This is a genomic window from uncultured Legionella sp. (assembly GCF_937871865.1).
GTDB lineage: Bacteria > Pseudomonadota > Gammaproteobacteria > Legionellales > Legionellaceae > Legionella.
Genome location: NZ_CALMPD010000047.1, coordinates 14,561 through 27,683 on the forward strand (window position 1 = coordinate 14,561; position 13,123 = coordinate 27,683).

Below are 13,123 nucleotides of genomic sequence, written 5' to 3' on the forward strand. Positions count from 1 at the left end.
AAAACCGATATTCTTTAAGCCAGTAACTCTATAAACTCATCAAAACAATTTTGCACGTCATTGAGCTGTTCCAGCCAAGGGCAATGTCCTGCTTGAGCTATCATTTTATTAATTATATTCTTTTTTTGAAATCTCTTATCTTGAATAAAAATCCGAGGCGGACATATATAATCATATTCACTGCTAAGGGTCATTGCGGGGATTAGTGAAGGAGCCCATTTACATTGATAATGTTCATAAAAATTTTGTATGGCGTAATAATAAGATTCGTTATTAAAGGCTAATAATGGAATCATTGCCTCTCCTCGGCTTAATTCTTGGGCCGTAAAACAATAATATTTGTAGGTGGCCCAGAATTTTTTATAAGTAGCGTTCGAAGGATTCAAATGATATTCGCTGGCAGCAGGAACCAGATCGGGTAAATGGTGTTTTTGTTGCATTTCGCTGACATGATGAAAAAAACTATTGGCTGTGGTGGTGTTCATTAACACAAGTCCGCTCAAATAGTGTTCAAACTCTGGATTATTTAAGATAAACATTCCCGAAAAACTGTGGGTGACCAGTATAGGGTTCGTGGCAGTATTCAATAAATCGATGAGACCAGCCTTCCAGTAATTAAAATCAAGCATCCCTTGGGTATCGTCCCGTCTTTGGGAAAATCCAAAAGTTTAATCGCACCTGGCAGTTTAATTTGTTCACTGAACTCAATTAAATATTGAGAACCTAATCCAGGCCCACCAGGAAGAAATAACCAGTTATAGCCAGTGTCCTCTTTAATCGGATTGATTCTATAGCCATAATCAGTGTAGAGCATAAACGCCTTTTCTTAGATATCATGTGTTGGGTATGTTGTTTGCAGAATTTGAATCATACAACGTGAAATCACATTCACTGTTTAGCAGTACAGTGAATGTGATTCTGACAGTCAGTTACGTGTTAATGTAACGACAAGCTGAGTTAATAGAGAACACTGGGCTTATGAGCCTTGATTTTGCCGTTCCTTGATTTCTGATAACGTTTTGCAATCAATACACAATGTTGCTGTGGGTCTTGCTTCCAGTCGCTTCAGGCCAATTTCAATACCACACGCTTCGCAATAACCAAAGTCGTCATTTCTTAATCGTTCCAGAGCATCTTCAATTTTCTTAATGAGTTTGCGCTCTCTATCACGTGTTCTCAATTCGATACTGAATTCTTCTTCCTGACTGGCTCTATCGGAAGGATCGGGGAAGTTGGCTGCTTCGTCTTTCATATGGGTCACAGTTCTATCAACTTCTTCCATCAAAGATTGACGCCAAGCCAGCAATATTTTTTCAATATGTGCCAACTGTTTTTCATTCATATACTCTTCCCCATCAGCTTCCTGATAAGGGGCAATTCCCATGCTTCCTATTGCGTCGTTTTTCACGTTGTATAATCTCTCTTTGGTTTTTTCAATTAATTGTTCTGTCATTTTGGCCTCCGTCTTCCTTTGTAACTTTGAAAACCAGCTTACAGAAATGGTAAGATATACCAAATAACCGCAGCAGCATCAACAAAATAATGTTGCGTCACTGTTTATTAAGGGCGCTTGCCTCCACTTACTCTATCTTGGCCCTGAATATCCTGCCAGCAACGTACATTTTTATAACCTGATTTATCCAGTATAGCTCGAAGCTGGCTTTTTTGATCATAGCCATGTTCGAGTAATAACAAACCATCTGGTAAAAGGTATTCAAAACTATGCTGAATAATGTATTGTAGATCAGCTAGTCCCTCTTGACCACTGGCTAATGCACTAAGTGGCTCAAATCTTATATCTCCTTGATTTAAGTGTGGATCTTGCTCTGCGATATAAGGGGGATTTGAAACAATCGCATGATATTTTTGGGGAGGGAGGTGTTCAAACCAGTCTGAGTGATAAAAGCTGATATTGGTTATCTTATGTCGCTCTGCATTTTCCTCTGCTATCTTTAAAGCCTCCTGGCTAAAGTCACATGCAGTAATCTTCCAGTGAGGCCTTTCTTGAGCAATTGCCAACGCTATGGCACCGCTTCCGGTACCCATGTCTAGAATGACGGTATTGCTGAGATCTGGTACTAAATCCAGGATTAATTCAACCAGCAGTTCGGTTTCATGTCTGGGAATTAATGTATGTTCATTCACTTTCAGATTAAGTGACCAGAAGTCACGAAACCCTGTAAGGTATGCGATGGGTGTGCCTGCAGCTCTTTTGGCAACTAATTGTTGATAAGCCTCTAATTGTTCCTGAGACAGCAATACTTCCGGGTGGGCGTAAAGGTAGGCCCTGTTTTTATTGATGACATGAATTAACAGCAGCTCTGCATCCAAACGAGATTCTTCATGCTGAGTACCCAGTTGTTGCATGGCCCGCTCTATGGCCGTGCGAATATCAATCATGGCGTCCTAATTCAGCAAGCAACTCGGCATGGTACTCACGTTTTAATGAATCCACTACCAGGGCCAAATTTCCTTCCATTACATCATTAAGCTGGTATATGGTCAGATTGATACGGTGATCAGTCAGACGCCCTTGAGGGAAATTATAGGTACGAATTCGTTCAGAGCGATCTCCTGAGCCAACCAATGATTTACGCGTTTGTGCCTGTTCTTTTTTTTGTTTACTTTGTTCTGCATCCAATAAACGGGTTTTTAGCAAGGACATGGCTTTGGATCGGTTCTTATGTTGCGAACGTTCATCCTGACATTCCACTACAACTCCGGTAGGGAGGTGCGTGATTCTAATGGCTGAATCCGTTTTGTTAACGTGCTGACCTCCCGCGCCAGATGCTCTGTAGGTGTCGATGCGTAAATCTTCAGGGCTAATTTGAATTTCATCGATTTCTTCAACTTCAGGCATGATGGCTACAGTGCAGGCAGAGGTATGTACTCGTCCCTGTGATTCTGTTTCAGGTACTCGTTGCACGCGATGGGCGCCGGATTCAAATTTAAGTTGGGAATACACGGCATTACCACTAATGCGTGCAATAATTTCTTTATAACCGCCATGCTCGCCATGGCTGGCGCTGATAAGTTCAAGCTGCCATCCTTGGTTTTCAGCATATCGGCTGTACATACGATAAAGGTCGCCAGCAAAAATTGCCGCTTCATCACCACCAGTACCCGCTCTGACCTCAAGATAGATATTACGTTCATCATCTGGATCTTTGGGAATAAGATGCCATTGCAGTTGCTCTTCCAAAGCGTCAATCAGGTTCTTGGCGCCATCAAGTTCTTCTTCTGCCATAGAAGCCAGTTCTGGATCATCACCTTGCAGCATTTCTTCCAGAGAAATTAAATTATCTTTTGCTGCTAAGTACGATTCATAACAGTTGGCAACGGGTTCCAGTTGAGCGTATTCCTTGGATAAGGACTTAAACTGATTTTGATCGGCAATAACCGACGCCTCAGACAATAAACGTCCAACTTCCTGAAAACGTTCCAGCATTTGCTGTAATTTTAACTCAAGAGATTTCTTCATAAGGTGATTGACATAATGTAGTAGTATTAAAAAGATATTGCGCCAGAGAAAGCAAGTCTTCCCTACCATCCCAGGCTATTTGCCTCAGCCCTGTCGTTGGGTGATGAGTTAACTTATTGACCAAACGCTCGCTGAATTCATTGATAACCGTTTGTTGATTTTGCCCGGAGGACAGTTTTTTCAGGGCGCGTTGTAATTCTTGTTGTGCTAACTGCTGCATGTGATTGCGGTAATCACAAATTACATCTTTCGCTCTAAGTGAACGATGCCAGCGTATGTAATTGTCCAGTTCGCTCTCTATCAGCTGTTCTGCCTGCATCGCTGCATTGCGTCGCTCATCCATTCCTTTTTCTATCATGATTTGCAAATCATCGACATTGTAGAGATGAACGTGTTCCAACTCATTTACATTGGTTTCAATATCACGGGGAACCGCTAAATCGAGAAAGAACATGGGGGCGTGATTTCTTTGTTGCTGAGCATGTTCTACCAAACTTTTATTTATGAATGGGAGAGGACACGCAGTTGCTGAAATCACAACATCTGCTTGAGGCAGGTATTGAGGGATATCTCCAATAGAAAGTGTTTTTCCGCCAAAGGCATCAGCAAGTTTTTTAGCATTATCAAGGGTGCGGCTTGCTACCATAAAACGATGCACGCCTTGTTGGTATAAATATTTGGCAACCAGGGATGCTGTTTCACCTGAACCAATTAAAAACACATTCAAGGACCGATAATTGGTAAATAATTGACCTATCAATTGTACAGCGGCATAAGCGATTGATACGGGATTTGCTCCAATTCCACTGTGAGTTCGTACCCTTTTTGATGCGCTGAAAATATACTCGAATACCGGTCTTAACTGTGATTTAACGGTACCTAACCGACATGCCTGCTGATAAGCCTGTTTCATTTGACCAAGAATCTGGGGCTCGCCAATCATCATGGAGTCGAGGCCGCTTGCAACGCGCAAGGTATGCTTTATCCCCTGATTACCTTCGTGCAGGTACAGGAATGGCGATAACAATTCTTTGGATAATTGATGCTCGTGAGCCAGCCAACTGGCAATTACGTCAGGATCGTCCGTATCACAATAGATTTCAGTCCGATTGCAGGTCGATAGAATTGCTGCTTCATTGACCTCAGGAAGACTGATGAGGCTGCTTAGCAAAGAATCTTGCATAGCCGGAGGCAATGCGACTTTTTCACGCACGTTTATTGGAGCAGTTTTATGATTTAGGCCGCAAGCAACAAACACCATAGACTCTTAATTACAGGTTTTTTAAATTTAATGTAGGGATTGTAACCGATCAGGGGCTAAATTTGTAGAGACAGAAGAAATTCCCTGCATTTCTAAAGTACTTTTTAAATGTGTCGCTAACAATGATAGTCACTTTTTGCACATAATGTGTAAACTGGAAAGGAGTGTCAAATGGATATAATCCTTCAAGGTCCGCATGATTCTGATGAAATGGTGAAAAGTCTGGAGCGCGTTTTGCAGTTATTTAAAGAACGATATCAGGTAGAGGGGTTTTGTGAAATTCATTTAACCGTTACTTTACTTGATGCGCGTGGCGATGAGGTTGAGTTGATTGATAGTGAATCCAATCAAGCTTATCGTGTTTTTGAAGTATACCGTCAAGGATATGAATTGACAGGAAGAAAAGGAATTCCTATGCTGCAATTAGTGGTAGATAATACTACTAAATAAATTGCCTGGATTAATAATAAGGAGTTTTTTATGGTTGTGGCGTTTATAGCCATAATAGTTACACTGATTTTAGTCGTGGGCATACATGAAGCGGGACATGCTTTGGCAGCACGCATTTTTCAGGTACGAATAAAGAAGATATCCATTGGTTTTGGACGACCATTATTGCAATGGACGAGCAAGAGCGGATGTGAGTGGGTATGGGCTATGTGGCCCTTGGGAGGATATGTTGAATTACTCAATTCAAGAATTACTCCTGTTACTGCTAAAGAACATCCTTTTTGTTTTGATAAAAAACCAATCTGGCAACGTATTATTATTTTATTATCTGGGGCGGCAGCTAATCTGATTACCGCGTGGTTGGCTTTTCTTTTTGTTTTTTATCTTGGCATTAATTACAAATTGCCTCAGGTTCAAGCGATTCAATCAGATAGTATTGCGGCTCATGCTGGGGTTGCGGTTAACGATCAATTTATCGCCATTAATGGGCACAACACCCCTTCCTGGCAGGATGTTGGAATGCAATTGGTTACTCTCTGGGGGCAGAACAAGGTAGATATTACTTTGAAGCATGCTAAATCCCAGGAATTGAAAAACGTAAGTATTGACTTAAGTCAGATAAAATTTTCTGGTAATGAGAAATCTCTTTTAGCGGTTCTGGGTATTACTCCTGATTTATCGGCAGCAAGTGGAACCAAACGATCGGCATCGTTTATTCAGGCCATGAGCGACAGTAAGAGGGCAATAATTCAATTACTTTACTTTTTTGTTATGGCATTAAAACAATTAATTACAGGAATAATACCTTTCTCTATGCTATTGGGGCCATTAGGAGTCTTTGCCGCTTCTGTAGCTTCACTAACTCAGGGAATAGCTGTTTTCTTCTATTTCATTGCTAGTTTAAGTTTAGCCGTAGCACTGGTGAATTTATTCCCCGTTCCAGGTTTGGATGGGGGATCTATTGTTTATGCGCTTATTGAAAAAGTACGAGGGAAACCGGTATCGGTGGCGATGGAAGTATTATTACATCGATTAATGATGATTTTCTTTGTGGTGTTGCTGGTCAACCTTTTGGTAAATGATGTGACCAAATATGTGCATTAAAGCCAGCAAGGTACCTAATCAGTTTTGTTAATGGTTCTGGCGCAACACCAGATGTCCACTCTTTGTACGCCTGCTTTTTTTAAGGTTAAAGCGAGTTCATTGGCGGTGCTTCCAGTTGTTAACAGATCATCCACCAGAGCTACATGTTCATGATCTAAAGAGGTTGCGTAAAAGGCTTTATGCAGGTTTTTTTGTCGTTGTTCTCCGCCCAGACTGGCTTGAGGAGCAGTATTAATTTGCTTACGGCAGCTGGTTAAATCAACGGGTATATTTAATGTTCTGGCCAGTTTTTTTGCCAGGATTGCTGCCTGGTTAAATCCACGTTGCCTAATTCTTTGGGGATGCATGGGGACGGGGATCAGGCATTGAGGGCGCTCTGGTTTTTTTTGGAAAGTCTGCAACATTAAATAAGTTAAAAAATTAGTGAGGTAAAAGCCATTATGGTATTTGAATTGATGCAAAAGACTTCGTAATGGTTCGTCAAAGGTATAGCCAATAATGGCTTTTTCAAAATGGGGCGGCTTTTTTATGCATTGGCCACATATTAAGTAGCTGTCATCAGGCAGAGGTGATGCGCAATGCTGACAAGCAGGTCCTAACGGCTTGATGTATTCGATGCAGAAGGAGCACACAGCTAACGAGCCTTTATGGAATTGATTGCAAAGTGAACAAATTGAGGGCAGAGCTAATCTCTGTGTTATACTTGACAGTTTCTGGCGCATGAGCGTTGGATTTCCTGAACTTAACTTTTCCTTGGTCAGTATGATGGCTGTCAAAAATGAAATTAGCAAGGCATTTAGTCAACATGCCCACGAATATGAGCTGGCTGCTAAAGTCCAGAAAGAAATTGGGACGCGGTTATTCGAGCGCCTTGATTATTTGAAAATAGAACCTAAACGGATTCTTGATTTAGGTTGTGGTCCTGGTTCTTTTTCACGAGAATTGTCAATAAGGTATCCCAAAGCACAAATTGTTGGGCTGGATTTAGCTCCGGATATGTTATTGCAGGCACGTAAGAAACAGAGTTGGAGGCGTAAATGGTCATTGGTTGCTGCTGATATGACGAATTTGCCTTTTGCCACAGGAATGTTTGATTTGGTTTTTGCCAATCAAGTTATTCATTGGTCTGATTCTTTGGCTCCGTTGTTTCGTGAGTTAAATCGTGTGATGAACGTCAATGGCTGCCTGATGTTTACTACATTGGGGCCTGATACCTTTAAAGAGCTAAAAACTGCGTGGTCTGGAGTAAATCATTATGCTCATGTGAATGAATTCAGTGATATGCATGATGTTGGTGATAGTTTGATGGCAGAGCATTTTCTAGATCCGGTCATGGATATGGAATTATTGTCTGTTCAATACCAGACTCTACCCAAGTTGGTAAGTGCTTTAAGAGCTCAGGGAGTGCGAAATATTAATTCTAAGCGCAATCAGGGGTTAACCGGCAGGCAGGCATGGCAGCAATTTGAAAAAAATTATGCTGGCCTGACGGCTGAAAATGGAAAATATCCGCTTACCTACGAAGTAGTTTATGGCCATGCCTGGAAAGGGGAGATGCGACGAACTGATAAAGGAGTCGAATCCCTGTTTCCAGTATCTCAACTACGAATCAATAAAGCCCGGGTGGAATAGCTCATTTGAAAGTAGGCTGGGCTGTAAAGCCCAGCACTAAATGCGCTTAATGAACAAACACACTTGCAATGCAGCATAAGCACTTAATGAGGAACACTGTACTTGCTGCGGTTTTGTAATGTTCTGGTTAACTCTATTAAGGCACTTGCTTTATCATCAAATACATTTAAGGCATCAAAAGCAATTTGATAGTGTAAGTCGATTTCTTTTTCTAGCTGTTGCTGGGTGTAGAGAGTAGCAAACGTCGTTTTTTGATTAGCCAAATCAGAAGAGCGGCCTTTGCCTAAAACACTCGCAGGGGCATAATAATCCAGATAATCATCTTGCATCTGAAATACCAGACCTATGTGTTTCGCATAGGTTTTTAGCGCTTTTTCTGTGGGGGTATAAGCAGTATTTTGAGCCGCTAATACCATTTCAAAACAGGCTAGAATCAGTTTCCCTGTTTTAAGCCGATGAATTGCTCTGAGTTGTTCTTCACTAACCGTAGTTTTAGCCAGTTCGGTTAAATCAAGGCTTTGACCACTAACCATACCACTTATTCCACTTGCTTTAACCAGTGCATTGATAATGGTTATTATTTGTGACGAATTGAGTAGTTCGGGTAAATGAGAGAGTAGTACTTCAATAGCCAGAGCCTGCAGGCCATCACCGACTAAAATGGCAGTTGCTTCATCATAAGCTTTATGGCAGCTGGGTTTGCCTCTGCGTAAATCATCATCATCCATAGCAGGTAAGTCATCATGAATCAGAGAGTAACAATGAGTGAGTTCTATAGCGGCAGCAATTACATCTAATATCTCGATGTTAATGTTGAGTAGCTCACCACTGAGATAGACCATGATTGGCCTTATCCTTTTTCCTCCGGGAAATAATGAGTAGTGCAGGGCGGAACGGATATTATCCGCAGGGATCTCCGTATTATCGAATATCTTTTTTAGGTAGTGTTCATGGCGTTGAATATACTGTTCAATCACTTGCTGGTTCATCCAAGTTGGTTTCAGAAGTTGAATTAGACGCGGTGAGCATTTCAATTTTTTGTTCTGCCTGATTGAGCACATCCTGACACTGTCTTGCCAGGCCAATTCCTTTTTCAAACTGCTTGAGTGATTCTTCTAACGATAATTCGCCTTTTTCCAGTTGTTTTACTATTTCTTCGAGGTCAGTTACTGATTGTTCGAAATTAATTTCTTTGCTCATCAGAGTGCTCAATATCAGGAAATACAGTGATTATACTAAGTTGATGGCAGGATTCAACGTACAATTTTGTATATTTTTTGTTGTTGTGATTTGGCTAACATGTATTAGCCAGGTGAAAAAAGTGTTAAGAATTTGTTAATCATACTTGTGTTATCATCACCGCCATTTAAAATACTCCCAATAGCGAGGATTGAAATGACGCAGACTGAACAAAGTATTTCTAGTTACAGTACCAGAATGAAGACAACCTTCACTTTTGCTACTGCACCGCTTAATTTATTAATTGCTCTGTTTTCTGTAAGCGACAAAAGAGAAGAAGGTGCTCTTATTCGTGGAATCGCAGTATTTTTTGGTTTGTTATTTAGCCCAGTCCTTTTGCTTGCCACTCCAGTAACCTTGGTAATGGGGATTATTGCGGGTATTGCCCAAACCGCTTATTTCCCATTTCAATTGTTTTTTGCCATAGTCAAGGATGCAACAGCTCCCTCCAATCCAGGAGGTGAGATTACACCGCCAGAGGATGTTTCTGAGGCATCTTATACTGAACATTACAGTGGGCATGATATTGAAAAACATGCCAGCACGCATTTTGATTCATTATTCAGTAATAAGAGAAGCACCGGTGAAATGTCAGCGCCAGTGTTGGTCCAAGATGAACATTCTTTTAAACCGCAATAACATCGCGGTTATCAACGTAGGGCTTCATGTGCCGCATGTCAGATGAAGCTTGCTCAATCTCTAGTCTGTACTTCACTTAGGAATTTCTGCCAGTTGGATTGCGTGCACAAAATGCAAGGCGTATGAGATGAAATGTTAATAGAGCTTAAATTCTTTTAGGTAATTATTTTAACTATCAGTTATCATTTATCGCTTAATTCATAATGGAATAATCAAGGTCAAACGCAATGAAAACAAAAACCCAATTTGTTTGTAACCAATGTGCCGCAACATTCAAACAATGGGCAGGTCAATGCACACAGTGCGGTGCCTGGAATTCAGTTTCTGAAGAAGGAGTCATTCCTGAAAATAGAAATGCACGCAGTGGGCAATGGGCTAATCAACGTTCAGTCATCACTGCCGTTGAAGACGTCGTGATGGACAAAGAAGTGCGTATGGATTGCGGGTTATCTGAATTAAACAGAGTATTAGGCGGTGGATTGGTTTATGGTTCAGTGGTCTTGATAGGAGGGGATCCCGGGATTGGAAAATCTACTTTGTTATTACAAACCCTGGCTAATCTCTCCCTGCAGGAAACGGTGCTCTATGTAACTGGTGAAGAATCATTGCAGCAAGTGGCCATGCGTGCCCAACGTCTGGGTTTACCTTTGGCGGGCTTGCGATTATTGGCAGAAACTCAGGTTGAGGCAATTATCGCTCACGCTCAGAAAGAGAAGCCAAGAATAATTGTAGTTGACTCGGTACAAACCATTTTTACAGAAACGATCAGTTCTGCTCCTGGAGGAGTCAGTCAGGTACGCGAATCTGCAGCACAATTAGTGCGTTTTGCCAAAATGACCCAAACTGCTGTCTTTCTGGTCGGGCATGTTACTAAAGAGGGTACATTGGCAGGACCTCGAGTATTGGAACACATGGTCGATAGTGTTCTTTATTTTGAAGGGCAAAGCGACAGTCGTTTCAGGGTAATTCGAGCAATCAAAAATAGATTCGGAGCAGTCAATGAATTGGGTGTTTTTGCCATGACTGATAAGGGATTAAAAGAGGTTGCCAATCCTTCAGCTATTTTCTTATCGCGCCAGCCAGACCCAACACCTGGCAGTGCAGTAATGGTTACTTGGGAAGGATCGCGTCCTATGTTAGTCGAAGTGCAAGCATTGGTCGATGAAGCTCATGGCCAGCAGACAAAGCGAGTGACGGCTGGGTTGGAACATAATCGACTTGCCATTTTATTGGCCGTTTTGCACCGGCATGGCGGCATTGCTACTTATGATCAGGATGTATTTGTAAATGTTGTGGGTGGTGTTAAAGTGACTGAAACAGGTAGTGATTTGGCTCTTTTAGCCGCAGTCGTTTCCAGTTTGCGCAATCGCGTCTTTGATAGTGAAACTATTATTTTCGGTGAGGTGGGATTGGCAGGGGAAATCAGGCCAGTACAAAGTGGACAGGAACGGATTAAAGAAGCAATTAAACATGGATTTAAACGCGCCATAGTTCCCTTTGCTAATGCACCCAAACAACAGAATGCAGAAATGATTATCGAGCCAGTTAAATACCTGCGAGAAGTCTTGGAGAAAATGTGATGTTGAATCGAGAGGTGCTTATTGAGACCAAACTGGATTGTGGTCTGATTACTCGTTTTCAACGCGATGGCGCAATATGTCTTCGTCAGCTGCTCAATAAAGATGAAATCGAACATTTGAAAAAAGGGATTGAGTTTAATTTATCCCATTTAAGTCCACGCGCTAAAATTGCGAGCAGATCAGATGATCCTGGTTGTTTTGTGGAGGATTTTTGCACTTGGCAAAACAATCCTTATTACCAGGATATTATTTTTAGTACTCGGCTGGCTTTAACTGCTGCCCAGTTGATGAACAGCAACACCGTCAAATTGTATCACGATCATTTATTAGTAAAAGAACCTGGAACCCGTCAGATAACGCCCTGGCATCAGGATCAACCCTATTACAATATTGAAGGAACGCTAAATTGCAGTTTCTGGATTCCAGTAGACCCGGTAAGCAGGGAGTCTACCCTTGAATTTATTGCGGGCTCTCATTTAGGTCCATGGCTGATGCCAAGAACATTTATGGATAACCAGGCCAAGTGGTTTCCTGAAGGGAGCTTGCAGGAGCTGCCTGATATTGAGCAATCACGAAATGAATATCCGATCATTGGTTGGGACATTGAGCCTGGTGATGTGGTTTGTTTCCATATGCTTACCTTGCATAGGGCTGGCGGAGTGGAGCCCGGGAAACGTCGGCGAGTTTTTTCTGTTCGGTTTCTTGGGGATGATGTGGTACATGCTCCCAGACCATGGAGTACATCTCCTGATTTTCCCGGACTGGCAGATGAATTACCCGCTGGCTCGCGCATGGACCACCCTTTATTTCCTGATATAAAAATTAATTTTGAATGTAAATAAGATGATTCGCTCGTTTTATTCCTGAATAGTCAACAGAGGCAAAAGAGATTCATTTTATTAGCAAATTTATTAGCTTTGACTAAACTTACTATATAAAAATTAAATTCTTGAGCCCTGTATATGGATATAACTCCTTTTTTCAAATTGATGGTTGATAAAGAGGCTTCCGATCTTTTTTTCAGTGTTGGTGCACCGCCTAATATTAAAATTCAGGGGGTCACTTCGGCTATAGGTCAGGCACCAGTTAAACCACAACAAATGGCCGAGATTGTGTTGTCTATTATGAATGATGATCAACAAAAAGAATTTGAAGCCAATATGGAATTGAATATGGCTTTATCCGTACCTGGTGTGGGGCGTTTTAGAGTGAATGTATTCCGGCAACGAGGCGAAGTGGCTATGGTGGTTCGTTATATAAAAGGAACTATTCCATCTATTGATGAGCTTAATTTACCTCCGATATTAAAAACCATAGTTCAGGAACTTCGTGGTTTGGTTCTGGTTGTTGGTTCTACAGGTTCTGGTAAATCCACCACGCTTGCAGCAATGATTGATCATCGCAATCAAACTACTCGTGGGCACATATTGACTATTGAAGATCCTATTGAATATTTACACAGTCATAAGAAATGTATTGTCGATCAGCGAGAGATAGGGATAGATACCTTAAGTTATGATAACGCGCTAAAAAATGCGATGCGGGAAGCGCCTGATGTCATTCTTATTGGTGAGATTCGTGAGCGTAACTCTATGAAACATGCAATTTCTTATGCAGAAACAGGGCATTTATGTATTTCTACGTTACATGCTAATAATGCAAACCAAACTTTAGATAGAATAATCAATTTTTTCCCCGAAGATGCAAAACAGCAGATTTTGATGGATTTATCGCTTA

General features: G+C 41.4%; 16 protein-coding genes. 7 read left to right on the forward strand and 9 right to left on the reverse strand.

Annotated elements, in window-relative coordinates; translation table 11 throughout:
• Positions 1–14: 14 nt before the first annotated feature.
• The 6 genes from Q0495_RS02880 to hemA all read right to left on the reverse strand — a co-directional run bounded on the left by Q0495_RS02880 (position 15) and on the right by hemA (position 4,742).
• Positions 15–629, reverse strand: a complete 615-nt coding sequence (locus Q0495_RS02880) for an alpha/beta hydrolase (RefSeq protein ID WP_367274371.1) — start codon at positions 627–629, stop codon at positions 15–17.
• Positions 584–814 (reverse strand): hypothetical protein, encoded by a 231-nt coding sequence (locus Q0495_RS16795; protein WP_367274373.1) that lies wholly within the window; start codon positions 812–814, stop codon positions 584–586. The genes Q0495_RS02880 and Q0495_RS16795 overlap by 46 nt, the downstream gene beginning before the upstream one ends.
• A 162-nt stretch (positions 815–976) precedes the next feature.
• Positions 977–1,453, reverse strand: coding sequence for an RNA polymerase-binding protein DksA (gene dksA / locus Q0495_RS02885; RefSeq protein ID WP_298622825.1), 477 nt, complete (start codon positions 1,451–1,453; stop codon positions 977–979).
• 107 nt (positions 1,454–1,560) lie between these two features.
• Complete coding sequence (prmC, locus tag Q0495_RS02890; RefSeq protein WP_298622827.1) at positions 1,561–2,400, reverse strand: peptide chain release factor N(5)-glutamine methyltransferase; 840 nt, start codon at positions 2,398–2,400, stop codon at positions 1,561–1,563.
• Positions 2,393–3,481: a peptide chain release factor 1 gene (gene prfA, locus Q0495_RS02895; RefSeq protein WP_298622829.1), complete on the reverse strand. Its 1,089-nt coding sequence runs from the start codon at positions 3,479–3,481 to the stop codon at positions 2,393–2,395. The genes prmC and prfA overlap by 8 nt, the downstream gene beginning before the upstream one ends.
• On the reverse strand, positions 3,465–4,742 hold the full coding sequence (gene hemA / locus Q0495_RS02900; protein WP_298622831.1) for a glutamyl-tRNA reductase: 1,278 nt from the start codon (positions 4,740–4,742) through the stop codon (positions 3,465–3,467). Before hemA ends, prfA begins: the two co-directional genes overlap by 17 nt.
• 171 nt (positions 4,743–4,913) lie before the next feature.
• Between hemA and Q0495_RS02905 the strand changes: the two genes are divergently transcribed.
• Positions 4,914–5,192 (forward strand): hypothetical protein, encoded by a 279-nt coding sequence (locus tag Q0495_RS02905; RefSeq protein ID WP_298622832.1) that lies wholly within the window; start codon positions 4,914–4,916, stop codon positions 5,190–5,192.
• A gap of 30 nt (positions 5,193–5,222) precedes the next feature.
• Positions 5,223–6,296 carry a site-2 protease family protein gene (locus Q0495_RS02910; protein WP_298622834.1) on the forward strand — a complete coding sequence of 358 codons (1,074 nt, stop codon included), beginning with the start codon at positions 5,223–5,225 and terminating at the stop codon, positions 6,294–6,296.
• Positions 6,297–6,310: 14 nt separating this feature from the next.
• Here the strand turns inward: Q0495_RS02910 and Q0495_RS02915 are convergent, their stop codons facing one another.
• On the reverse strand, positions 6,311–7,018 hold the full coding sequence (locus Q0495_RS02915; RefSeq protein ID WP_298622836.1) for a ComF family protein: 708 nt from the start codon (positions 7,016–7,018) through the stop codon (positions 6,311–6,313).
• A gap of 43 nt (positions 7,019–7,061) precedes the next feature.
• Here Q0495_RS02915 and bioC point away from each other — a divergent pair, with 43 nt between their 5' ends.
• Entirely contained in the window at positions 7,062–7,928 is an 867-nt protein-coding gene (bioC, locus tag Q0495_RS02920; RefSeq protein WP_298622849.1) for a malonyl-ACP O-methyltransferase BioC, read from the forward strand.
• An 83-nt stretch (positions 7,929–8,011) separates the two neighbouring features.
• Here bioC and Q0495_RS02925 read toward each other — a convergent pair whose 3' ends face one another.
• Positions 8,012–8,917, reverse strand: a complete 906-nt coding sequence (locus tag Q0495_RS02925; RefSeq protein WP_298622838.1) for a polyprenyl synthetase family protein — start codon at positions 8,915–8,917, stop codon at positions 8,012–8,014.
• Positions 8,898–9,128 (reverse strand): exodeoxyribonuclease VII small subunit, encoded by a 231-nt coding sequence (locus tag Q0495_RS02930; protein WP_298622840.1) that lies wholly within the window; start codon positions 9,126–9,128, stop codon positions 8,898–8,900. The genes Q0495_RS02925 and Q0495_RS02930 overlap by 20 nt, the downstream gene beginning before the upstream one ends.
• 195 nt (positions 9,129–9,323) lie before the next feature.
• Here Q0495_RS02930 and Q0495_RS02935 point away from each other — a divergent pair, with 195 nt between their 5' ends.
• The 4 genes from Q0495_RS02935 to Q0495_RS02950 all read left to right on the forward strand — a co-directional run.
• On the forward strand, positions 9,324–9,806 hold the full coding sequence (locus Q0495_RS02935) for a hypothetical protein (protein WP_298622842.1): 483 nt from the start codon (positions 9,324–9,326) through the stop codon (positions 9,804–9,806).
• A 227-nt stretch (positions 9,807–10,033) separates the two neighbouring features.
• Positions 10,034–11,386, forward strand: a complete 1,353-nt coding sequence (radA, locus tag Q0495_RS02940; RefSeq protein WP_298622844.1) for a DNA repair protein RadA — start codon at positions 10,034–10,036, stop codon at positions 11,384–11,386.
• A complete protein-coding gene (locus tag Q0495_RS02945) occupies positions 11,386–12,228 on the forward strand; it encodes a phytanoyl-CoA dioxygenase family protein (RefSeq protein WP_298622850.1) in 843 nt (280 codons plus the stop codon). Before radA ends, Q0495_RS02945 begins: the two co-directional genes overlap by 1 nt.
• A gap of 120 nt (positions 12,229–12,348) precedes the next feature.
• Positions 12,349–13,123: PilT/PilU family type 4a pilus ATPase (locus Q0495_RS02950; protein WP_298622846.1), on the forward strand; the 775-nt coding region annotated here is incomplete at its 3' end.

Excerpts from the sequence above, each read along its gene's own strand:
- Q0495_RS02945 (WP_298622850.1), top strand. The coding sequence starts at position 11,386 with ATGTTGAATCGAGAGGTGCTTATTGAGACCAAACTGGATTGTGGTCTG.
- prmC (WP_298622827.1), bottom strand. The coding sequence starts at position 2,400 with ATGATTGATATTCGCACGGCCATAGAGCGGGCCATGCAACAACTGGGT.
- radA (WP_298622844.1), top strand. The coding sequence starts at position 10,034 with ATGAAAACAAAAACCCAATTTGTTTGTAACCAATGTGCCGCAACATTC.
- Q0495_RS02905 (WP_298622832.1), top strand. The coding sequence starts at position 4,914 with ATGGATATAATCCTTCAAGGTCCGCATGATTCTGATGAAATGGTGAAA.
- Q0495_RS02880 (WP_367274371.1), bottom strand. The coding sequence starts at position 629 with ATGCTTGATTTTAATTACTGGAAGGCTGGTCTCATCGATTTATTGAAT.
- prfA (WP_298622829.1), bottom strand. The coding sequence starts at position 3,481 with ATGAAGAAATCTCTTGAGTTAAAATTACAGCAAATGCTGGAACGTTTT.
- hemA (WP_298622831.1), bottom strand. The coding sequence starts at position 4,742 with ATGGTGTTTGTTGCTTGCGGCCTAAATCATAAAACTGCTCCAATAAAC.
- dksA (WP_298622825.1), bottom strand. The coding sequence starts at position 1,453 with ATGACAGAACAATTAATTGAAAAAACCAAAGAGAGATTATACAACGTG.
- Q0495_RS16795 (WP_367274373.1), bottom strand. The coding sequence starts at position 814 with ATGCTCTACACTGATTATGGCTATAGAATCAATCCGATTAAAGAGGAC.
- Q0495_RS02930 (WP_298622840.1), bottom strand. The coding sequence starts at position 9,128 with ATGAGCAAAGAAATTAATTTCGAACAATCAGTAACTGACCTCGAAGAA.
- bioC (WP_298622849.1), top strand. The coding sequence starts at position 7,062 with ATGGCTGTCAAAAATGAAATTAGCAAGGCATTTAGTCAACATGCCCAC.
- Q0495_RS02935 (WP_298622842.1), top strand. The coding sequence starts at position 9,324 with ATGACGCAGACTGAACAAAGTATTTCTAGTTACAGTACCAGAATGAAG.
- Q0495_RS02910 (WP_298622834.1), top strand. The coding sequence starts at position 5,223 with ATGGTTGTGGCGTTTATAGCCATAATAGTTACACTGATTTTAGTCGTG.
- Q0495_RS02915 (WP_298622836.1), bottom strand. The coding sequence starts at position 7,018 with ATGCGCCAGAAACTGTCAAGTATAACACAGAGATTAGCTCTGCCCTCA.
- Q0495_RS02925 (WP_298622838.1), bottom strand. The coding sequence starts at position 8,917 with ATGAACCAGCAAGTGATTGAACAGTATATTCAACGCCATGAACACTAC.